Source organism: Flavobacterium sp. (genome assembly GCF_039932285.1).
Lineage (GTDB): Bacteria > Bacteroidota > Bacteroidia > Flavobacteriales > Flavobacteriaceae > Flavobacterium.
The window spans coordinates 1-21,118 of sequence record NZ_JBDTQE010000003.1; the positions used below are offsets into that span (position 1 = coordinate 1).

The following is a 21,118-nucleotide window of genomic DNA, read 5'->3' on the forward strand; positions in this document are numbered from 1 at the left end:
GCTACTAGAGTATATGGGCTAGTGCCAGGTGTGTCAAAATTTTCAGACAACAAAACAGTTGCTGGTGCTGGGTATTCAACGTCACTATCTTTAGTGCAACCAGAGAACATTGAAGCCACTATGGTTATGATGAATATTGCTTTTAATTTTATTGATTTCATAATTAATTGAGTTAGAAATTAAGATATAAATTTACAAAATATGTTCTTCCGAAGCCATAAAAATATTTAGGTGCAAAAGCAGGTGTTCCGCTACTTACATCTTGGTTCATTTGTGTGAAATTAGAATTTCTTGCTTGTTCGAAACCACCTGTTTTGTATAAAGTATCTAAAACATTGTTTACACTAGCAAAGAAGCCAAAAGTTTTATCTGCTATTTTCCAAGATTTACCACCTGTAATGTTTAATAAATTAAAATCGGCGAATTTTTCTTGTTTCAATAATTCAGCACCTCTTTCATAAGTAGCACCATCTACTGGAGTACCAGGTGTTAATAAAGGAGCATCATAATAACGTGAAGTTCTTGTAATAGGAGCCACATCTATGTAACTGCTTCCTAAATAATTGATGTTAGCACCAATATACCAAAACTTAGGATCTCTATATTCTAAACCTAATGAAGCTGCTGTTTGAGGCATTCCAGATTGTTTGTAGTTTTTAAGTTTTGCTTCACCAAAATTAAATATTGGATTAGTATTTGTTTCAGTTGCTCTACTATCAATTGAAAGTGATACATTAGGATTGTTATCATAAATGTATTCACCATAAGCTGCGCTTCCGCTTACCTTTAACGTAGAAGTTATAGGGTATTCGAAACCAAACTCTAAACCAATATTTCTTTTGTTGATGTTTGTTATTGTTTCAGAAACGAAAGCACTACTTTCATCAACCGTAGTTGTAGCATCATCTACACCAGCACCATCTCCAAAGAAAAATGCACTCTGAGTCTGATTTTGAATTTTAGAAAAATAAGCAGTTAATCTTGTTTTGAATTTTGGATTATTCATAATGTAACTAGCATCAGCACTTGTAATTTGCTCACTTCCAACACCACTTACTGTATTATTGTTTACACGAGCGTTATTAAACACATTTCTTAATGCAGGAGCTTTAGTCATAAATGCACCATTCACAACAAAAAATTGTCTACCAGTAATTTTGTAAGTAATACCTCCTTTGAAACCGAAATTTTCAAAAGAAACTTTTTCGCTTTTTCCTAAAGAGTTTCCAGGGTAGTAACCATTTTTGTATAAACCTTCTCTTTGGTATTGAGTATGAGTATAACTTTGAGCAATGTAGAAATCAACTTTTTTGTATACAAATTTAAATTGTGTAAAGGCATCAATATTATTTGACATTAAATTGTAATCGTAACCAAAAGAATCACCAACCCCTATTTTTCTGTTAGGATTATTCAAATCTTGTTGAATCTGATCAGTGTGAAATCCGTCTGAATTACCAAATAAATTGACATCAAGGAAATAATCACCACCTAAAAGGTCTAACATATTTTGGAAATTGTGAGATTTTAGATTTTTGTAAGTAGCTCCAGCATTTAAGACAATATTGTCGGCTAGCTGAGAGCTTAATATACCGTTTGCAGTAAGCAATTTATCATCTGTTCTTTCTTCATAAGAGGTATAGTAACTATGCCCGTCGCCAGAATGAGTGTTTGCATAAACCAATCCATCCCAGTTTATTTGACCGTCTGCAACAAAAGCAGCTCTTTTAGCATCAGCTTGTGCGTAATTAGGAGTTAAATTACCGTTATCGTCGTATATTGAAGTTTCGTAACTTGGTAAGTTTCTGTAATAAGTTGGATCTGGATTGTCAGCTCCTTGATAAGTTAATTTAGAGTTTCCAATTTTTCCAAACTGGTAAGCTACATTTAAATTCAAATTAGTTTTTGGTGTTATTTTCCAATAGTCACTTAAGATGAATATAGGCTCTTCAACTGTTTTTTCCCTTGAATTTCTTTTTTTACCATCTTGCCATCCCCAATATGAATTGTATTCTACATCTTTTAAATTTGTAACTTCATCAGTATTTGGAGAGTTTTTACCTCTTGTATTTTGTCCGAAGACAGTTGTAAGATTTAAGCTGTTATTTTCAGACAGTTTCTTTTCAATACTTGCAAAAAATGAATTTGCACTATAGGTTGTGCCATCAAAAACTCCTTCGTTTGCAAAACGTCTAGAAGCAGAAATAGTATATGCCCATCCGTCATTACGCATACCAGAAGCAATGGTTCCCATTAGTCTTCCTGTATAGTTACTGTTTGTTCCAGCTACAGATATTCTGTTTCCTTTTCTGTATCCGGAAGCTCTTGTGTTAATTTCATTACTTCCTAAAATTCCGCCAAAAGTATAATCTGATGGAGCGGAACCGTTAGTAAATTCTTGATTACGCGTGGCATCATTTAGTCCGCCCCAGTTACTATACTGTGGTCTGCCATCATAAACTTTGTTCATTACAATACCATTTATCATGGTAGTTCCGTACTCATTGTCAAGTCCCCTCATTTTAAATCTAGCCTGACCCCAATTGAAAGCGGCAGCTTGTTGAAAAACGTCACGAGAAGCTTGTAATAAGCTTGAAGTACTTTCTGAACCACTATTGTCGTCACCTAAATCATTATCAGTGATAGCAATTAAACTCGTTTGTTGTTCTTGAGTTAAATCTTCTTCCAGAACTACAACTCCTAAATCTAGCATTTCATTTGCTAAAATCTCAATCATAAGCAATTGGTTTTTATAACCAACACTTTTTATTTGTAACATTTGACTACCTACAGGAAGTCCAGCAAACGTAAATTTACCTTCAGCATTTGTGATCTGAGTAAAATTTGTGTTTTGAATCGAAGCAACAACGTTTTGTAATGGCTTTTGCGTTTTAGCGTCAACTACCTTACCAGAAATACCAGTAGCAGTTTGAGCGAAACCAAAAAAAGCTTGTAATACAAAGAGTGTACTAATAACAAGTTTTTTCATAAATTAAATTAAAGTTAATTCCATTTTTAAGTTTAAACAAATTTAAATGGGCGACAAATTTACGAGATTAAATTACATATTGAACATTTTTTACAAAACTTATGTTAAAATTGATGAAAATTTAATATTTTGTTGTTTAATCTCGATCTTTATTTATTCCATTTATTCAATTTTAATAAGGTTTAACAAGACTTTCTTAAGTTTTTTTTTAAAATATGTATTTCTTAACAAATCAAAATTAGTCTTTGTCTAATATTATTTTACATTTGTAGCCCCAAAAGTTAATTTTGCTTTTGTATTAACCAATTATATTGTTTTATGAAAATTAGAAATTTTTTTACACTTTTATTGTTTTTATCACTTACAATAAGTGCAAGTGCGCAAACCAAAAAATTTGCAGTTCACACAGTTGCATTTTATAATTTTGAAAATCTTTTTGATACTATTAATGATAGTAGAATTAATGATGAGGAATGGTTGCCAAATGGAGCTCAGAACTGGACTTCAAAAAAATACAAACAAAAAATACACAATCTTGCAAGGGTTATAAATGAAATTGGAACTGGTGGAGAAAATAAAAATTCACCAACCTTTGTAGGTGGAGCAGAAATTGAAAATAGAGGTGTTCTTGAAGATTTAATAAAAGATCCGCAACTAATAAATAGTGATTACGGAATTGTACATTTTGATTCTCCAGATCACCGTGGGATTGATGTGGCTCTTTTATACCAGAAAAAACATTTTCAGCCAACAAGCTATATCAATATTCCTTTACTGATATATAAAAAAGACACTAAAACTAAGGATGAAAAAGAAACCGAAGAAGATAAAGCGGATAAGGATAAAATAGAGGTTTCTAAAGATAATAGGGTTTACACAAGAGATGTTCTTTTAGTAACTGGCTTACTTGATGGTGATGAGATAAATGTAATGGTAAATCACTGGCCATCACGTTCTGGAGGAGAAAAGAAAAGTAGTCCGTTTCGTGAGGCTGCAGGAAGATTAAATCGTAAAATAATGGATTCTATTTATAAAGTAAATCCTAATGCTAAAATAATCTCGATGGGAGATTTAAATGACGGAACTTATAATAAAAGTGTAAAAGAAGGCGTTGGAGCGAAACTAAAAAAAGAAGAAGTAGAAAGATTTGGAGTTTATAATCCATTTGAAGAAATGGCAAGAAAAGGAAATTCTTCTTTGTTTTATCGTGATGCCGGAGATATCTTTGATCAAATAATGGTATCAGAGACATTAATAGAAAAAGATTATTCTTCATTCAGATATTGGAAAGCAGGTATCTATAATAAACCATTTATGATTACAACAACGGGGCAGTATAAAGGATATCCGCTACGACATGGTAACAATGAAGTCGGGTTTAGTGATCACTTTCCAGTTTATATTTATTTGATTAAAGAAGTAAAATAATTGTATACAATCTTAAAAATCGAATGTCTTAATAATTTAGACATTCGATTTTTCATTTATAGTTTATAAATCATGAAAACTTTTTTCGCTCTATTTCTTTTTATCACTTCACTAAATGGTTTTTCACAGGACACCATTACTACTGCACAAACAAAAGATTATATAAATAGCTTAGCTTGTGTAACAGGAAAGGTAGTGTCATACAAATTAGCTTCCGAAGGGAAAAGCACAAATTATATTAATATTGATGCTGCATACCCTAACAATATTTTTACAATTGTTTTTACAAACGATTATTTAGAAAAAGCAAAAATAAAAATTGAAGATTTAAAGGATAAAATTATTTTTGTTTACGGAAGAATAACAACTTACAAAAATGACCTAAAACAAATTCCACAAATTTTTAATCCACGGTGGATTGAAGTAAAAAAACAGTAATTTTATACTTTCAAAAATAAAATTATGGCAATTGCAAAACCATTCAATATTAATAAGTGGGTAAATGAAAACCGTCATTTACTAAAACCCCCCGTGGGGAATAAAAATCTATATGTAAACTCCGATGATTATATAGTTATGGTTGTTGCTGGTCCGAACGCCAGGAAAGATTATCATTACAACGAAACAGAAGAATTATTCTATCAACTAGAAGGTGACATTACAATTTATATTCAAGAAGATGGTCAAAAAGAAGCGATGAAACTTTCTGCAGGAGATATGTATTTGCATCCTGGTAAAGTGCCGCACTCCCCTGTTCGATCTGAAGGTTCTATAGGCTTGGTAATAGAAAGAAAACGAAATAATATAGATGCTAAAGACGGTTTATTATGGTTTTGTGATAATTGTAACACAAAATTATACGAAATTTACTTTGGCTTAAACGATATCGAAAATGATTTTCAGAAGCATTTCAAGCATTTTTACAATTCTAAAACATTAAGAACTTGCAAGAACTGCAATCACGAAATGGAAGCAGATCCAAAATATACTAACGATTAGTGCTGAAAAACAACAACATATATAAATGATTACAAAACCAAAATTTGCAGTAATAGGGGGAGGAAGTTGGGCAACAGCCATAACAAAAATGTTGTGTGTAAATCTAGACGAAGTAGCATGGTATATGCGTAATGTAGATGCTATTGCACATCTAAAAAAGCACCATCATAATCCAAATTATTTGAGTGCTGTAGCGTTTGACACAAAAAAATTAAGATTAACTTCCGATATTAATGAAGCTGTGGCTTATGCGGATTATATTATTTTTGCTATTCCATCAGCATTTTTAAGTGGTGAACTCGAAAAAATGACCGAAAGTCTTGAAGGTAAAATTATTTTTTCAGCAATAAAAGGAATTGTTCCAGAAACGAGCCTTATTGTTGGGGAACATTTTAATAAAACATACGATATTCCTTTCGATAATATAGGTGTCATTACAGGGCCATGTCACGCCGAAGAAGTAGCGTTAGAACGTTTGTCGTATCTAACTATTGCTTGTGGTGATGCCAAAAAAGCCAAAGTAGTAGCAAATTGTTTGTCGGGAGATTTTATTAAAGCAAAGATTTCCGATGACATTATTGGAACCGAATATGCTGCGATGCTAAAAAATATTTATGCCATTGCTGCAGGAATGGCTCATGGTTTGGGTTATGGTGATAATTTCCAATCGGTTTTGATGAGTAATGGTATTCGTGAAATGAAAAAATTCATCAAGAAAGTGCACAAAATGAAACGTAACATAAACGATTCGGCTTACTTAGGCGATTTGTTAGTTACAGGATATTCTGTATTCTCTAGAAACAGGATGTTCGGAAACATGATTGGAAAAGGATACACTGTAAAATCAGCTCAAATGGAAATGAGTATGGTTGCCGAGGGGTATTATGCGACAAAAAGTGCGTGGAAACTAAACCAAGACTACAAAGCCAAAACTCCTATTATTGATGCTGTTTACGAGATTTTATACGAAGGAAAAAACGCTAAAAAAGTATTTGAAAAACTGACTAATAAGTTGGATTAGAGAATAGAATTAAAAAAATATCTCGCCAACTTTATGGAGGCTGCATAAATTTACCGAGAAAGATTACAGAAAAAACTTCTTTTTAAATTTGAGATGGTAAATTAGGGAGGTTTAAGTTTTGTAGTTGTTAAAAAACAGTTATTGTAGAAGTGAATTTAGTTACCGTTCATTTTTTCTTCAAACTCTTTTATTGAGATAATGCCAAGTCTTGATAATGCCATAGAAAAGTATGGTTCAAATTTTTCTCCAATACCATTGTTTTTTAATTCTGTTAGCATTGGTATAGTATGTGGATGGTTTTTAAAGAGATGGATTCTTTTCAGAGCTACAAATTTTACATTAATATCTGAATCATCTTGGATTGCATATTTAAGAAACGGAAAGAAATCTAAATTTCCGCTATCTCCCAATATCATAATCACCCTCATTCTGTTCTCAGAGATTAATTTTGGAAATTCTTCTATTGTTGGAAGTCTTTTTGGTTCCGAATTATTTTTTTGTTCCTTCCTTCCGAATAGTTTGTCAAATATGCTCATTGTGTTTTTGTTATCATATAACTTATATTTTTACCTCACAATTACGCCATCTACAAATAAAATAGGCACTTCTTCTAGCGGATTATTGTTTGCGAAATTAGTTTTGAAAATAAATTTCTTATCATATAAAGTATTTTCGATAAAGTAGGTAACCATAAACTCATTGTTGAGTTTTAGTACACTTTTTTCTATCATTTCAACTTTTTTGACTGAAACTGGTGGAATTTCTACAAAAGCGTGACGAAGTGACGATGTTTTTTTCATTTCGCCATCAATAGTTCCAAAAGCTTTTGAGACCAACATAACGCCATCGAGCTGAAAATCGGAATCATTGATGAGATATATATTCCATATTTTTTCCATAAAGTCATCACTCCATTCTTGCACTGCAGCTAGGAAAACGTTTTCTACGGTTGGGATGTTAATATCTGATTTCATATTTAGTCTAAGGTCTTAAAGTCTAAGGTCATAAAATCTTATAGCGGTCATTTTGCTTTATGACTTTAAGACATTTGACTTTATGACTATTTATATATTGGATTTAAATTGCTCTAGAAAACGCACGTCGTTTTCGTAAAACATTCGGATATCGCCTATTTGGTAAAGCAACATGGCAATTCTTTCGATCCCCATTCCGAAGGCAAATCCGTTGAATTCATCTGGTTCGATGCCACAATTTTTTAGAACATTAGGATCTACCATTCCGCAACCACCTATTTCTAGCCAACCTGTTCCTTTTGTGATTCGGTAATCAGTTTCGGTTTTTAGTCCCCAATAAATATCTATTTCGGCACTTGGTTCTGTAAATGGGAAGTAAGATGGACGTAGTCGGATTTTCGATTTTCCGAACATTTCTTTGGTGAAATATAACAAGGTTTGCTTCATATCTGCAAAGGAAACGTCTTTGTCTATGTACAATCCTTCCACTTGATGAAAAATACAGTGAGAACGTGAGGAAACGGCTTCGTTACGAAAAACGCGCCCTGGAGAAATGGTTCTTATTGGCGGTTTGTTGTTTTCCATATAACGGACTTGTACCGATGAGGTGTGTGTACGCAACAAAATATCAGGATTGGTTTGTATAAAAAACGTGTCCTGCATATCTCTGGCAGGATGATATTCTGGAAGGTTTAATGCGGTAAAATTATGCCAATCGTCTTCAATTTCTGGTCCTTCGGAAACGTTGAATCCGATGTTTGAAAAAATATCGATTATTTGGTTTTTTACCAATGATATTGGGTGACGAGAGCCTATTTTTATTGGTTCTGATGGTCGTGACAAATCACCATAGAAGCTTTTTATTTCTTCCTTGCTTTCTAGTTCTTCCTGAATGGTTTTTACCTTTTCTTCTGCAATGGTTTTTAGTAAATTGATTACTTGTCCGAATTCTTTTTTCTGATCGTTTGGCACGTTTTTGAATTCGGCAAAAATATCTTTGACTAATCCTTTGCTTCCTAAGAATTTGATTCGGAATTCTTCTAGTTTTTCTTTGCTTTGTGTCGAAAATTCTTTTGCTTCGGCAATGTATTCTTTAATCTTGTCTGTCATCGTTCAGGTAATAAAGGTGCAAATTTAATGAATTTCTGCCAATTTATTCAATTAGTTTTTTCTCTAAAAAGTAGTTTACAATTGCATCTTTCATCAGCACCGACTGTTCTCCAGCTTTTAGAGGTGGTAATTCTTCTTTAACCCTATAATGAGGCCAACCATCTCCATCGAAAAACTCGAATTCATAGTAACCATAAGGTTCTAGTAATCTACAGATAGCAATGTGCATTAGGTTTAATTTTTCATCTTTTTTGTATATCTGACTGAATTTCCCCAATTCCTGTACGCCTATTAAATAAATAATGGCATCTAAATCTAGGTCTTCTCCTTGCGAAAATTGATCTGATAATATGTTTACAAGCTGTTCCCAGCGTTCTTTAAGTTGTATATCTCTTGACATTTTGAATATTATACTTTAGATTTTAGATTTATCCTAAAATCAAAATTATTGGCAAATATAAGAAGTTGAAAAGGGATTATTCCTTTATATTTGTTTTAAAAAATTAAATTAAGATATCATGAGCTTTTTAGATATTGTTTTAGGTGCCTTACTGGTTTATTCTTTGTATAAAGGTATAAAAAACGGTCTTTTTGTAGAATTAGCCTCTCTTATTTCGCTTGTACTAGGCATTTATGTATCTATTAAGTTTTCTTATTTAATTAAATCTGCTTTGGGGAATGTTGTCTCATGGCAACCCAAATATATAGAAGTTACTTCCTTTGCGATTACTTTTTTCTTAGCAATTGTTTGTATTCATTTGCTTGCAAAAGTTTTTACAGGAATTGCAGATTTTGCTTATTTGGGTTGGTTAAACAAACTTGGAGGAGCAGGTTTTAGTTTATTAAAAACGATATTGGCTTTGAGTATTGTTTTTAATCTTTTTCAGAAAATAAATGTAAATAATTTTATTGTAAAAGAAGAAACCTTAAATAAATCTATGTTTTACAATCCCATTCAAGAAGTTTCAAAATTTGTCTTCCCAACTTTAGAGGAATGGTATGATCATTTTAAAAATGAAAAGAATTCAAAAAAATAATTTTATAAAATTATGTTACTATATGAAATAACAACATCATAACCTTTATCTCCAAAATAAGCGACAGGATTATTCTTAGAGATAACCATTACAAAATCGCCGCCCCAAGCACCAAGACTTTTTATAGCGCCATCAAAATCTGGAAATAAAGCTTCTTTTACTTTTTGCATTCCTAGAATTTCGCCCATCAAGATTTCGTGTTTTTCTATTTGTTTGGTAAATTCGTTTAATTCCGTTGTATTAATTATTGCATCTGTAATTTCATTTATTTTTGAAATTGAATTTGCAAAAACATCTTTTTTGTTGCGATAATTTGCAATTGCCGTTTTGCTATTTTGCTTTTTGTTTAGGTAAACAAAATAAATATTGTCTGTGAAAGTTGGATTAAAATTAATGGCTTTTATAATAGGTTTTTCGTTTACCAATTGATATAAAACTGCCGAATCATTTTGAGCACAAGCAATGTCATAACCGCTTCCGCCGAAGGCATTTTGCAGCAGTTTATAAGCATCGATTTGCAACCAACTAGCGATATTATTTATTAAAGTTGACGAAGTGCCCAAACCCCAAAACTTAGGAAAAGTAAGATTTGTAGCAACGACATAGCCATCAGAGTCATTAATAAAACTGGAGTTTAATTGGTGAGATTCATGTAAAATTTCGACTAAAGTTGTTTTGACGGTATTATTTTCAAAAGACTTTTTACTTGTAATATCGGAAAATAAAATTGTGTCATCAAACCAAATGCTACCATCGGAATCATAGCTTTTCCAAATGATTTTTTTATCGGAACCATTTTCTACAATTAGATTTTGACCCATTTTTGTTGGTAAAGCCAAAGCAACTGCGCCATCTAAAACGACATATTCGCCTGTAATGAGTAATTTTCCGTTGCTGTAAAATGTTTTTTTCAAGAGATTATTTTCTTAAACCATCAATAAAAGCAACAACTGCCGAATGTGATACTGTATTTTCTTTGAAATGATTTTTTATCAAAACCCTTTCGTTTTCAGTAGCTTCAAACTGATTGATGATATTATTGAGGTGCATTTTCATGTGCCCTTGCTGAATTCCAGTAGTGGTTAAACTTCGTAAAGCAGCAAAATTTTGTGCCAATCCAGCGACAGCCACAATTTGCATAAGTTCATGCGCCGACGGTTTTCCTAACATTTCCAACGACATTTTAACTAATGGATGCAATGAAGTAAGCCCGCCAACGGTTCCTAATGCCAACGGAATTTCTAACCAAAAAGTAAAAATATCATTTTCTATTTTGGCGTGTGATAAGCTCGAATATTGCCCGTTTCTAGAAGCATAAGCATGAATTCCCGCTTCGACAGCACGAAAATCATTTCCTGTTGCTAGAACAACTGCGTCTATTCCGTTCATAATTCCTTTGTTGTGCGTCACGGCTCTAAAAGGTTCTATTTCGGCGATTTTGACTGCTCTAATAAATTTTTCAGCAAATTCTTGTGGGTTTTCTATATTTTTTTCGGCCAAATCGGAAATCGGACAAGAAACTTCAGCTCGAACAATGCAATTGGGTACATAATTCGAAAGAATACTCATTACTACTTCAATATTTTTTTCTGGTTCAGATAAAAATTCAGATTGTAAAGCTTCTTCTTTTAATGTTTTAGCAAATTGCTCTAAACAGGAGTTAATGAAATTAGCACCCATCGAATCTTTGGTTTCAAAAGTAGCGTGCAACTGATAATAATTTTCTAATTGAGTTGTTTTGTCACGCAATTCGATGTCGAGAATTCCGCCACCGCGTTTTTGCATATTTTTAGTAATGCTTTCGGTTTGGGCAAAGAATTTTGGTTTTATTTCATTGAAAAAGGCAATTAAATTTTCTGAATTACCTTTGAAAATAAAATGCACCTGTCCTATTTTTTCGGAATTCAAAACCGTGGTTTTAAATCCGCCACGAGTTCCCCAGTATTTAGCTGATTTTGATGCGGCTGCCACAACTGAACTTTCTTCGATAGCAAATGGAATTGTGTGATTTACACCATTTATCAGAAAATTGGGCGCAACACCTAATGGCAAATAAAAATTTGTAATGGTGTTTTCTATAAATTCATCATGTAACTTTTGCAATTCTAAATCGGAATTCCAATATTTTTTGATGGTTTTCGTAACTTCTTCTGTGTTAGTAAAATGAGTAGAAGCTATCCAATTTATTTTTTCTTCTTTGGTTAATTTTGAAAATCCAGTAATTGATTTTGGCATTTAAGTTAATGTTTTTTGTAAATGAATCTATAACGATTCCATGTATTTTATAAATTCGAAAACTTCTACTGTATCTTTAGGTTCATTAATAAAATAAACAATAGTATAACCTTTGAAAACGTAATCTCTAATTGAGATGTTATTAAAATATATAGATTTTTTATAGTTAAAAGGAAATTGTAAATCTTTTTTTAAGCTTTTTAGGAGGCTGTTTTTGAATTTTCTTGATGCTTGTGGTTTGTCTTTTGCAATATAAGAGACTTGCTCACTCAATAAATTAAAAAACTCTTTAGTAAAATCAACTCTCATATTTAGAAATTGTTTTTTCTAACATAGCGTCTAATTCGTCAATACTATAAAGTTCCGTTTCGCCGTTTTTTAATTTTTGATACGATTCATGTAGCCGTTTTTTAGTTTCTAAAAAATCATTATCCTCTTCAATAATATGCAACTCATTTTTAGAAAAAGAATTCAAAAACTCGATTAATTTTTCTTTAATATTTGGTTGAAATTCTATTTTTATAGTTTCCATAATCAGTTATATTGTAATTCAAAATTAGCAAAAAAAACGATATAAAATTATATTTTAGTACTTGTTTGTAATTTCTCAGAACAGAAATTAACACTCATAATTGCGATTATGTCCAAATTTTTCACTAAAATTGGCATGATTTATAATATTTTCAAATGAAAACAATACAAAAAGCATTCGTTTTATTCTTATTTACTTCATTATCAGCAATTGCACAGCAAAAAATTACTTTAGAGGAAATTTGGGGCGGAGCTTTTCGAACGCAAGGAATGACAGAGTTGGCAGCTTTGAAAAACACCAACCAATATACGGTACTAAATTCTGATAGAACTTCGAGTGTAATCGATTTATATGATTTTGCTACTTTAAATAAGGTTTCAACCTTAATAAACAGTAAAGATTTTTCAGAGTTACAAGGAATAGATAGTTATACTTTTAGTAGTGATGAGAAGAAAATATTGATTGCTAATAATTCAGATCAAATATTTAGACATTCTTCGGTTTCGCATTTTTACATTTATGATATTGCTACAAAGTCATTAACAAAAATTTCTGAGGATAAAATAGAAGAGCCTACTTTTTCTCCTGATGGTTCTAAAATCGCTTTTGCTAAAGACAATAATTTGTATGTATATGAATTAGCTTCTAAAAAAACGACGCAAATTACTAACGATGGCAAGAAAAATGAAATTATAAACGGAATTACGGATTGGGTTTACGAAGAAGAATTTGCTTTTGTTCGCGCTTTCGATTGGAATGCTTCGAGTGATAAAATTGCTTTTATTCGTTTCGACGAAAGTCAAGTTCCAGAATTTTCGATGAATATATATGGTCAGGATTTATATCCTGTTACCGATAAATTTAAATATCCGAAAGCTGGCGAAAAAAATTCGGACGTTTCGTTACATATATATGATGTGAAAACGGCAAATACCAAAAAAATAGATTTAGGAAATTACAACGATTTTTATATTGCACGTTTAGATTGGACAAATGAAGCAAATACTTTGTCGGCACAGGTTTTAAATCGCCATCAAGATAATCTAGATTTGTTATTTATCGATGGGAATACAGGTGCTAAAAAAGTAGTGCTTAACGAGAAAGACAAAGCTTATATTGACGTTACTGATAATTTAACGTTCCTAAAAGACAATTCATTTATTTGGACTTCAGAGAAAGATGGATTCAATCATATTTATCAATATGATAAAACAGGAAAACTAAAAAACCAAATTACAAAAGGCAATTGGGAAGTAACTAATTATTATGGTTTCGACGAAAAAACAGGCACAATTTACTATCAATCGGTAGAAAATGGTTCGATAAATCGTGATGTATATAGTGTCAAATTAAACGGAAGTGGCAAAACACGTTTAACGTCCTCGGTAGGAACAAATGCAGCAACATTTAGTCCAAATTTTCAATATTTTATCAATTCCTATTCTAGTGCTAAAAACGCACCAAAATATACTTTGAATGAATCTAAAACGGGAAAAACAATTAAGACAATTGTGTCTAACGAAGCTTTAGAGACCAAATTAGCTGCTTACAATTTGCCATCGAAAGAGTTTTTCGAACTAACTACAGCAAAAGGAAATAAGCTAAATGCTTGGATGATTAAGCCAAAAGATTTTGATGCTACTAAAAAATACCCAGTATTTATGTACCAATATTCAGGTCCAGGATCACAACAAGTAAATAATGATTGGAATGGTGCTGACGATTACTGGTTTATGATGTTGTCCCAACAAGGTTATATCATTGCTTGTGTTGATGGTCGTGGAACAGGTTTTAAAGGATCAGCTTTCAAAAAATGCACACAAAAAGAATTAGGAAAACTAGAAGTAGAAGACCAGATTGATGCTGCAAAAGTTTTTGGAACTTATGCCTATGTAGATAAATCGAGAATTGGAATATTTGGTTGGTCTTACGGAGGTTTTATGGCTTCAAACTGTATTTTTCAAGGAGCTGATGTTTTCAAAACAGCTATTGCCGTTGCGCCAGTAACTTCTTGGAGATATTATGATAGCGTTTATACCGAAAGATACATGCAAACCCCACAAGAAAATGCGAGCGGTTACGATAACAATTCGCCAATTAACCACGTGAATAAACTAAAAGGTAATTTTCTTTTAATACACGGAACTGCCGATGATAATGTGCATGTACAAAACTCAATGAAGATGATTGAAGCTTTAGTACAAGCCAACAAACAATTTGATTGGGCAATATATCCAGACAAAAATCACGGTATTTATGGCGGAAAAACAAGATTGCAATTGTACACTAAAATGACCAATTTTATTAAAGAAAAATTATAAATAAAAACTAAAACTAAAACAAATTAATATGAGTGAAGTAGTAGCGCAAAAAGGACATCCAAAAGGACTTTGGGTATTATTTGGAACAGAAATGTGGGAAAGGTTCAACTTCTATGGAATGAGAGCTATTTTAACCTTGTTCCTTGTGAATTCATTAATGATGAAAGAAGAAGATGCATCGTTAATTTACGGTGGATTTTTAGGTCTTTGTTATTTGACTCCAATGTTGGGCGGATTTATTTCAGATCGTTTCTTTGGAAACAGAAATTGCATCATGCTTGGTGGATTAATGATGGCTTTAGGTCAATTTTTATTATTTTTTAGCGCAAGTGTTTTTGGTTCAAATCTTTCTTTGGCAAATACATTAATGTGGTCAGCATTAGGAATTATTATTTTTGGTAATGGATTTTTTAAACCAAACATCTCTAGTATGGTGGGAAGTTTATATCCAAAACAAGAAAAAAGCAAGTTAGATACTGCATTTACTATTTTCTATATGGGAATTAACTTAGGAGCTTTCCTAGGACAGTTAATTTGTCCTATTGTTGGAGATGTGAAAGACGCTGGTGGAATTAGAGATATTCATGCTTTCAAATGGGGATTCTTAGCTGCTTCAATTGCAATGTTAATAGGGACTACTATATTTTATTTCCTTAAAAATAAATATGTAGTAACTCCGGAAGGAAAACCTCTAGGAGGATTGCCAAAAGACAATGACGATTCTCATTATGAAGAAGGAGAATCTCAAAAAGCGGTATTCTCTAAAAATGCCTTAATTGGTGCTTTAGTTGCGTTTTTTGCTTTAGGAGCAATTTTTCATTATGTTATTGATCAAAACTGGATTTACACTGTAATATATTCAAGTGGTATTACATTAGCTGGATTAATTATTTCAGATTCATCTTTAACTAAAGTAGAAAGAGATAGAATTTTAGTAATTTATATTGTTGCATTTTTTGTAATATTTTTCTGGGCTGCTTTTGAACAAGCAGGTTCCTCATTAACATTTATTGCAGACAATCAGTGTGATAGAAATTTCTTCGGATACAACATGCCTCCATCAATGGTACAAATCTTTAATGGTCTATTTGTTGTTGCTTTTGCAGTTCCTTTCAGTATGTTATGGGATTATTTAAGAAGTAAGGACAGAGAACCAATCTCCCCAATGAAACAAGCATTCGGATTGGCTTTAATTGCTTTAAGTTATTTTATTATTGCTCACAATGTAAAAGATTTAGGAAACAGTGGTTTATTAGCTATTAAATGGTTAATCCTATTGTATTTAATTCAAACTGCTGCCGAATTGTGTTTGTCACCAATTGGATTGTCTTTAGTTGGTAAATTATCACCAAAACGTTTTTCTTCATTATTATATGGAGTTTTCTTTTTATCTAATGCATCTGGTTACGCTTTAGCAGGAACTTTAGGTTCTATTATGCCAGCAACAGGAGATAAATTCAACAAAGCAAAAGAACTTGGAATCGATTTACAAGCTATTTTAGATAAAAAAATTGTACCAACTGCGGAACAATTAAAATTATTGGCTACTAATCAAATTAGCGATCATAACCCAATATTTGCTGGTTTTGAAATTCATAATCTTTTTGAATTTTTCATGGTATTTGTTGTGTTAACAGGACTAGCATCGTTAATATTATTTGCTCTAACACCAGTTTTGAAAAAAATGATGCACGGTATTCGTTAATCATTCAAAAAATAGTTATAATATCTTTCAAACCTACAAGATTTCTTGTAGGTTTGTTTTTTAAAATATGAAAAATGAGTCAAAACTTAACAATAGATCAAATACAAAGTTTTAAAGGGAAATATCCAAAGCAACTTTGGTATTTATTTTTCTCAGAAATGTGGGAACGTTTCAGTTTTTATGGAATGAGAGGAATGCTATATGTTTTTATGACTAGTCAGTTGTTAATGAAAGACACTGACGCAAATTTGCAATATGGCGCTACCCAAGCTTGGGTTTATGCTTTTACATTTATTGGAGGATTGTTTGCTGATAAAATTTTTGGTTTCAGAAAATCATTATTTTGGGGTGGTTTATTAATGATTGTGGGGAGTGTTATTCTAGCCATTCATCCTAAAGAATTTTTTTTCATTGGCGTTAGTTTTACTATTGTAGGTACAGGTTTTTTTAAGCCAAATATTTCTTCGATGGTTGGAAAATTATATAGAGATGATGACAATAGGAGGGATGCAGGTTTTTCATTGTTTTATGCGGGTGTAAATCTTGGTGCACTAATAGGTGGATATATTTGTATTGCTGTAGCAAATGGTAATCTTTGGACATCATTTGTTCCTGAAAATCTTAGATGGAATTATGCTTTTGGATTTGCATCAATAGTTATGGTTATTAGTTTACTGACATTTATACAAACTCAAAAAAGCATGGGCGATATTGGGCTTTCTCCATTATTGCATTTAGAAACTGCGAAAAGAAAAATCTTCGAAATTAGTACTTACATTGGTTCTATACTTATTATTCCAATAATAATGATAATGGTTTCCAATACTGTTTATACAGATTATTTTATGTATTTGATAGGACCAGCTTCAATCATTTATTTGGTTTATGAAATGAGGGGTTTTACGTCATCTCAAAATAAAAAATTAATTGCAGCGGTTATTTTTATGTTGTTTTCTGTCGTTTTTTGGGCTTTTTTCGAACAGAGTGGCGGTTCATTGAGCGCTTTTGCAGTAAGTAATTTAAACAACACTATTCTTGGTGTGCAATTAGATCCAAATGGAGTTAATAATGCAGCTAATTCATTATTTGTAATTGCTTTTGCAGCTTTAATTGGATTGGTTTGGTTGTGGATGCATAAAAGAAAAATAGAACCAAACACGGTTGTGAAATTTGGTTTGGCATTTTTGTTTCTTGCGGGTGGGTTTTATGTTTTCTATTACACTAAATTTTTTGCTGATGCTTTTGGAAAAACATCATTGGGATTATTCAGTTTTGGTTGGTTTGTAATTACTTTTGGAGAATTATGTTTGTCTCCAATAGGAATGTCGGCAATGACAAAATTATCTCCGCAAAAAACCCAAGCGGTTATTATGGGAATGTGGTTTTTAGCGAGTGCTTACGGACAATATTTTGCAGGAATTTTAGGTGCAAACATTGCTGAAGCCTCAGAAAAAGCATCCAATGTAGAAAAACTAATTGTTTATGCAGATGGTTATAAGCAACTCGCAATTTATGCACTAATTGCAGGAATAATTTTAATCTTAATATCTCCATTGGTAAAAAAATTAATGCAAGAAGTTAAATAGATTTAGTAACTTCGGCATTGTTTTTGATTATTAAATGAAAAAAGAATGATGAAAAAAATACTCTTAGCCTTGTTTCTAATCATTGGAACTATTTCTATCCAAGCCCAAGAAATTAGATGGATTGGCCTCGATGAAGCATTGGCTAAACAAAAAAAGAGCCCAAAACCTATTTTTATGGATGTATACACGGATTGGTATGCACCTTGCAAAATGCTCGATAAAGAAACTTTTCAAGATTCTGAGGTTATTGATTTTATCAATAAAAATTATTATGCTGTAAAGTTTAATGCAGAGGGAAATACTACAGTTAACTTTAAAGGAAATAATTTTTCCAATCCAGGATTTGATCCTAATAGAAAAGGAAGAAATAGTGCTCATGAATTAACCACCTTTCTAAAAGTTCAAGGTTATCCGTCTATATATATCATCGATAGAAATGGAGATACTCAAAAACAAATAATAGGTTATAAAACACATGAAGAATTGTTAAAAATTTTAAGATAACTATTTTAGTTATAATTTCTTTTTTACATTTACAGACAATAATTTAAAAAATAAGTCCAATGAATAAACTTAAATATTTACTTTTTTTAGTGCCAGTTGTGGCAGTAATATTATTTTCTAGCTTTAATTCTAATAAAATTCTAACAACAAAATCAACAACGGAAGATTTAGTTTGGCATACAGATATTAAAGAAGCAATGGATCTTGCTAAGAAAGAAGACAAACCATTGTTTTTATTCTTTACAGGTAGCGACTGGTGCGGTTGGTGTATTCGTTTGCAAAAAGAAGTTTTTAAAACGCCAGAATTTGAAGCTTGGGCTAAAGAAAAAGTAGTTTTAGTAGAATTAGATTTTCCTAGAAGAACAGAACAAACTGCCGAATTAAAAAATCAAAATAATCAATTGCAACAAGCGTTTGCAGTGCAAGGATTTCCAACAGTATGGTTTGCAAAAGCAGATAATAAAGCGGGAAAAATAAATTTCGAACAATTAGGAAGCACTGGATATGTTGCTGGTGGACCAAGCGTTTGGCTTTCTGGAGCAGATCAGATTATTGCAAAATTTGTTCACGATTCTAAAAAAGGATCAATGACCAAACCTGCTAAGATCAAAAAGATCAAAAAAAGCTAAATTATAATTTATAAAATCCCTTTTCATAAGTACTATGAAAAGGGATTTTTTCTTTAGTACAGGTTTGCTTCCAAATGACAACATAGCTTTTGTAATTAGAAGCATCGGCGATAATAATTTTTGGTTTTACAGAAGACAATAATCGTTCTAAATTTACTTTTGGAGAGTCTCTTAAAATTATAATATCTGGATTCATCGTGTTTTTATAAATACTGGATTTGTCAATAATCAAAATCTTATTGTTATTGAAATAAATTGTATTTTTAATCGATTTAGATTCACTTATTTTACAAAAATTAGCTATCGCATACGATTGAATCATTTTCTTTTCGAAGCCATTTTCTGTTAAAATGTTGCTTGTAAATAGCACAATTTTTTTGCCCATTCGTTCGCCAATAATCGTATTTTTTTTGGTATTAAAAACAATTAATTCCTTTTTATTTTCGGATTGCCAATTGGTAGTAAAAAACAATATCTGAAAAATTAAAACACTAGCTAAAGACAAAATCATTTTTGTAAAATTGGGTTTTTTAAACCAAATTATCCAAGAGAAAACAATAAGATAAGAAGCGATAAGTAACGAAAAACTTAACGGAATATCTTTAATAACAAAAGCTTCAATCGAAGCAATCCATTTGATATAAGTGTTGGTAAAAGTGATACTCAACTCTACTATTTTAGAAAGAAATAAAGGAACAAAATCAAAATATGCCAACAGCATAAGTAAAACACCTATTGCCATTATTACCGAAAGACAGGGAATTAAGACCAAGTTTGTTACAAAAAACAATCCTGGAAACTGATGAAAATAATAAATACTAAGTGGCATGGCTCCAATTTGTGCTGCAAATGAAACAGTGATAATGTCCCAAAAATAAGTAACGATTTTGTTTTTTTGTTCCCAAAGTGATTTAAGCATTGGCTGTAGCCAAAGAATAAAAAATAAGGCAATATAACTTAACTGAAACCCGATATCGAATAAAAATAAAGGTTCAACTAGCAAAATTAAAAATAAGGAAACTAACATAGTATGAAAAATATTTGTTTCTCGATTTAGAAACATACCTATAGCCACAAAACTAAACATCGCCGCCGATCTAACTACTGATGGTGCTAATCCAGCAACAATGGCAAATAGCCATAAGGAAACTAAAATTATGGTTAATCTAATGAAATTTCCATATTTGTTTTTGGGTAATGGTTTTAATAAAAAAGTGATAAATAAAAGTATAAACCCAACGTGCAATCCCGAAACAGAAAGAATATGAACTGCACCAGCATACTGATAATCGCGTAAGACTTCAGGCGAAATATCTTGTTGTTGACCCAATATTAGAGCTGATATTACTGCTAATTCTTCTTTTTTGAATCCGCTTTTTTCTAAATTTAAAATAATTTTATTTCTAAAAGTTGAAGTATAATACCAGATGTCTTTATCAATAATAGTACTAATTTTTAGTTGTGAAGTTTCTGCAAATAGTTGTGCATAAATCCCTTTTGTCTCTAGATATTTTCCGAAATCGAACTGATTTGGATTGTTAGGTTTAAAATTCTTAACTAATTGCTCTTCAATTCTAAGTCTGGTTCCAATAACAAAATCTCTAGTAATTGAATCTTTTTTTAAATTCAACAAAATTTTTCCAGAAGCAGTTTTGTTGTCAATTTGAGTTATTTCGGCAATATATCTATTTTTGTTAATTGTATTTTTAAGTTTTTCGGCAATAGTAACCTGTATTTGATGATTTGTATCAAAATTTGTTGCTTTATGAATATAGTGATTTGCTCTAAAAGTATCCTTATGAACTAAAGTTGTTGAAATTCCGATGACGAAAAATAAAATATATAGGGAAATTGAAAATGCTTTCTTCTGTTCGAACTTATGATAAGATTGAAACAAAAAACATCCAAAAACTATGGTTGAAATAGCTAGTAAACTGAAAACATATTTAATGTTGGGATTATAATAATAAGCGACTATAATGCCTAAAACAAACCAAAAACAAATTCTAACAATAGGGAATTGTAATATCTTCATATAGGAAAGATAC

The 21,118-nt window shown here is 31.5% G+C and carries 20 protein-coding genes; 10 read left to right on the forward strand and 10 right to left on the reverse strand.

Annotated elements, in window-relative coordinates:
• Positions 1 to 172 precede the first annotated feature (172 nt).
• Entirely contained in the window at positions 173 to 2,989 is a 2,817-nt protein-coding gene (locus ABI549_RS01090) for a TonB-dependent receptor (protein WP_348074599.1), read from the reverse strand.
• A gap of 318 nt (positions 2,990 to 3,307) precedes the next feature.
• On the opposite strand from ABI549_RS01090, the gene ABI549_RS01095 reads away from it, so the two are divergent.
• From ABI549_RS01095 to ABI549_RS01110, 4 genes are all read left to right on the forward strand, one after another.
• Positions 3,308 to 4,417: an endonuclease/exonuclease/phosphatase family protein gene (locus tag ABI549_RS01095; RefSeq protein WP_348074600.1), complete on the forward strand. Its 1,110-nt coding sequence runs from the start codon at positions 3,308 to 3,310 to the stop codon at positions 4,415 to 4,417.
• A 72-nt stretch (positions 4,418 to 4,489) separates the two neighbouring features.
• A complete protein-coding gene (locus tag ABI549_RS01100; RefSeq protein ID WP_348074601.1) occupies positions 4,490 to 4,855 on the forward strand; it encodes a hypothetical protein in 366 nt (121 codons plus the stop codon).
• Positions 4,856 to 4,879: 24 nt separating this feature from the next.
• The gene (locus ABI549_RS01105) at positions 4,880 to 5,416 is read left to right on the forward strand and encodes a 3-hydroxyanthranilate 3,4-dioxygenase (protein ID WP_348074602.1); all 537 of its coding nucleotides are present in this window, start codon (positions 4,880 to 4,882) and stop codon (positions 5,414 to 5,416) included.
• A 25-nt stretch (positions 5,417 to 5,441) separates the two neighbouring features.
• Complete coding sequence (locus tag ABI549_RS01110; RefSeq protein ID WP_348074603.1) at positions 5,442 to 6,437, forward strand: NAD(P)H-dependent glycerol-3-phosphate dehydrogenase; 996 nt, start codon at positions 5,442 to 5,444, stop codon at positions 6,435 to 6,437.
• A gap of 155 nt (positions 6,438 to 6,592) precedes the next feature.
• Here the strand turns inward: ABI549_RS01110 and ABI549_RS01115 are convergent, their stop codons facing one another.
• The 4 genes from ABI549_RS01115 to ABI549_RS01130 form a co-directional block, all read right to left on the reverse strand.
• On the reverse strand, positions 6,593 to 6,973 hold the full coding sequence (locus ABI549_RS01115; RefSeq protein ID WP_348074604.1) for a hypothetical protein: 381 nt from the start codon (positions 6,971 to 6,973) through the stop codon (positions 6,593 to 6,595).
• Between the two features lie 30 nt (positions 6,974 to 7,003).
• Positions 7,004 to 7,411, reverse strand: a complete 408-nt coding sequence (locus ABI549_RS01120; RefSeq protein WP_348074605.1) for a hypothetical protein — start codon at positions 7,409 to 7,411, stop codon at positions 7,004 to 7,006.
• 90 nt (positions 7,412 to 7,501) lie between these two features.
• Positions 7,502 to 8,521, reverse strand: a complete 1,020-nt coding sequence (gene pheS / locus ABI549_RS01125; protein ID WP_348074606.1) for a phenylalanine--tRNA ligase subunit alpha — start codon at positions 8,519 to 8,521, stop codon at positions 7,502 to 7,504.
• A 43-nt stretch (positions 8,522 to 8,564) separates the two neighbouring features.
• The gene (locus tag ABI549_RS01130) at positions 8,565 to 8,921 is read right to left on the reverse strand and encodes a hypothetical protein (protein WP_348074607.1); all 357 of its coding nucleotides are present in this window, start codon (positions 8,919 to 8,921) and stop codon (positions 8,565 to 8,567) included.
• 118 nt (positions 8,922 to 9,039) lie between these two features.
• Between ABI549_RS01130 and ABI549_RS01135 the strand changes: the two genes are divergently transcribed.
• A complete protein-coding gene (locus tag ABI549_RS01135) occupies positions 9,040 to 9,558 on the forward strand; it encodes a CvpA family protein (protein WP_348074608.1) in 519 nt (172 codons plus the stop codon).
• Positions 9,559 to 9,560: 2 nt separating this feature from the next.
• On the opposite strand, the gene ABI549_RS01140 is transcribed toward ABI549_RS01135, so the two are convergent.
• Genes ABI549_RS01140 through ABI549_RS01155 form a run of 4 tightly spaced genes read right to left on the reverse strand, consistent with a single transcriptional unit; the run spans position 9,561 to position 12,325 of the window.
• Complete coding sequence (locus tag ABI549_RS01140) at positions 9,561 to 10,472, reverse strand: GYDIA family GHMP kinase (RefSeq protein WP_348074609.1); 912 nt, start codon at positions 10,470 to 10,472, stop codon at positions 9,561 to 9,563.
• 4 nt (positions 10,473 to 10,476) lie between these two features.
• Positions 10,477 to 11,793: a hydroxymethylglutaryl-CoA reductase, degradative gene (locus ABI549_RS01145; protein ID WP_348074610.1), complete on the reverse strand. Its 1,317-nt coding sequence runs from the start codon at positions 11,791 to 11,793 to the stop codon at positions 10,477 to 10,479.
• A 27-nt stretch (positions 11,794 to 11,820) separates the two neighbouring features.
• Entirely contained in the window at positions 11,821 to 12,102 is a 282-nt protein-coding gene (locus ABI549_RS01150) for a type II toxin-antitoxin system RelE/ParE family toxin (RefSeq protein ID WP_348074611.1), read from the reverse strand.
• Entirely contained in the window at positions 12,092 to 12,325 is a 234-nt protein-coding gene (locus tag ABI549_RS01155) for a hypothetical protein (protein WP_348074612.1), read from the reverse strand. The genes ABI549_RS01150 and ABI549_RS01155 overlap by 11 nt, the downstream gene beginning before the upstream one ends.
• Before the next feature lie 155 nt (positions 12,326 to 12,480).
• Between ABI549_RS01155 and ABI549_RS01160 the strand changes: the two genes are divergently transcribed.
• The 5 genes from ABI549_RS01160 to ABI549_RS01180 all read left to right on the forward strand — a co-directional run bounded on the left by ABI549_RS01160 (position 12,481) and on the right by ABI549_RS01180 (position 19,070).
• Positions 12,481 to 14,646, forward strand: a complete 2,166-nt coding sequence (locus ABI549_RS01160; protein WP_348074613.1) for a S9 family peptidase — start codon at positions 12,481 to 12,483, stop codon at positions 14,644 to 14,646.
• A 28-nt stretch (positions 14,647 to 14,674) separates the two neighbouring features.
• The gene (locus tag ABI549_RS01165) at positions 14,675 to 16,351 is read left to right on the forward strand and encodes a peptide MFS transporter (protein WP_348074614.1); all 1,677 of its coding nucleotides are present in this window, start codon (positions 14,675 to 14,677) and stop codon (positions 16,349 to 16,351) included.
• A gap of 74 nt (positions 16,352 to 16,425) precedes the next feature.
• Complete coding sequence (locus tag ABI549_RS01170; RefSeq protein ID WP_348074615.1) at positions 16,426 to 17,937, forward strand: peptide MFS transporter; 1,512 nt, start codon at positions 16,426 to 16,428, stop codon at positions 17,935 to 17,937.
• A 48-nt stretch (positions 17,938 to 17,985) separates the two neighbouring features.
• Positions 17,986 to 18,441, forward strand: coding sequence for a thioredoxin fold domain-containing protein (locus tag ABI549_RS01175; RefSeq protein ID WP_348074616.1), 456 nt, complete (start codon positions 17,986 to 17,988; stop codon positions 18,439 to 18,441).
• 59 nt (positions 18,442 to 18,500) lie between these two features.
• Complete coding sequence (locus ABI549_RS01180) at positions 18,501 to 19,070, forward strand: thioredoxin family protein (RefSeq protein ID WP_348074617.1); 570 nt, start codon at positions 18,501 to 18,503, stop codon at positions 19,068 to 19,070.
• Between the two features lies 1 nt (position 19,071).
• Here the strand turns inward: ABI549_RS01180 and ABI549_RS01185 are convergent, their stop codons facing one another.
• Complete coding sequence (locus tag ABI549_RS01185; RefSeq protein WP_348074618.1) at positions 19,072 to 21,105, reverse strand: ComEC/Rec2 family competence protein; 2,034 nt, start codon at positions 21,103 to 21,105, stop codon at positions 19,072 to 19,074.
• Between the last annotated feature and the right edge of the window lie 13 nt (positions 21,106 to 21,118).

What these genes read in the sequence shown, in the direction of transcription:
- ABI549_RS01150 (WP_348074611.1), bottom strand. Translation starts at nt 12,102, where the DNA reads ATGAGAGTTGATTTTACTAAAGAGTTTTTTAATTTATTGAGTGAGCAA.
- ABI549_RS01180 (WP_348074617.1), top strand. Translation starts at nt 18,501, where the DNA reads ATGAATAAACTTAAATATTTACTTTTTTTAGTGCCAGTTGTGGCAGTA.
- ABI549_RS01130 (WP_348074607.1), bottom strand. Translation starts at nt 8,921, where the DNA reads ATGTCAAGAGATATACAACTTAAAGAACGCTGGGAACAGCTTGTAAAC.
- ABI549_RS01185 (WP_348074618.1), bottom strand. Translation starts at nt 21,105, where the DNA reads ATGAAGATATTACAATTCCCTATTGTTAGAATTTGTTTTTGGTTTGTT.
- ABI549_RS01175 (WP_348074616.1), top strand. Translation starts at nt 17,986, where the DNA reads ATGAAAAAAATACTCTTAGCCTTGTTTCTAATCATTGGAACTATTTCT.
- ABI549_RS01115 (WP_348074604.1), bottom strand. Translation starts at nt 6,973, where the DNA reads ATGAGCATATTTGACAAACTATTCGGAAGGAAGGAACAAAAAAATAAT.
- ABI549_RS01155 (WP_348074612.1), bottom strand. Translation starts at nt 12,325, where the DNA reads ATGGAAACTATAAAAATAGAATTTCAACCAAATATTAAAGAAAAATTA.
- ABI549_RS01145 (WP_348074610.1), bottom strand. Translation starts at nt 11,793, where the DNA reads ATGCCAAAATCAATTACTGGATTTTCAAAATTAACCAAAGAAGAAAAA.
- ABI549_RS01105 (WP_348074602.1), top strand. Translation starts at nt 4,880, where the DNA reads ATGGCAATTGCAAAACCATTCAATATTAATAAGTGGGTAAATGAAAAC.
- ABI549_RS01095 (WP_348074600.1), top strand. Translation starts at nt 3,308, where the DNA reads ATGAAAATTAGAAATTTTTTTACACTTTTATTGTTTTTATCACTTACA.
- ABI549_RS01110 (WP_348074603.1), top strand. Translation starts at nt 5,442, where the DNA reads ATGATTACAAAACCAAAATTTGCAGTAATAGGGGGAGGAAGTTGGGCA.
- ABI549_RS01165 (WP_348074614.1), top strand. Translation starts at nt 14,675, where the DNA reads ATGAGTGAAGTAGTAGCGCAAAAAGGACATCCAAAAGGACTTTGGGTA.
- ABI549_RS01120 (WP_348074605.1), bottom strand. Translation starts at nt 7,411, where the DNA reads ATGAAATCAGATATTAACATCCCAACCGTAGAAAACGTTTTCCTAGCT.
- pheS (WP_348074606.1), bottom strand. Translation starts at nt 8,521, where the DNA reads ATGACAGACAAGATTAAAGAATACATTGCCGAAGCAAAAGAATTTTCG.
- ABI549_RS01170 (WP_348074615.1), top strand. Translation starts at nt 16,426, where the DNA reads ATGAGTCAAAACTTAACAATAGATCAAATACAAAGTTTTAAAGGGAAA.
- ABI549_RS01100 (WP_348074601.1), top strand. Translation starts at nt 4,490, where the DNA reads ATGAAAACTTTTTTCGCTCTATTTCTTTTTATCACTTCACTAAATGGT.
- ABI549_RS01090 (WP_348074599.1), bottom strand. Translation starts at nt 2,989, where the DNA reads ATGAAAAAACTTGTTATTAGTACACTCTTTGTATTACAAGCTTTTTTT.
- ABI549_RS01160 (WP_348074613.1), top strand. Translation starts at nt 12,481, where the DNA reads ATGAAAACAATACAAAAAGCATTCGTTTTATTCTTATTTACTTCATTA.
- ABI549_RS01135 (WP_348074608.1), top strand. Translation starts at nt 9,040, where the DNA reads ATGAGCTTTTTAGATATTGTTTTAGGTGCCTTACTGGTTTATTCTTTG.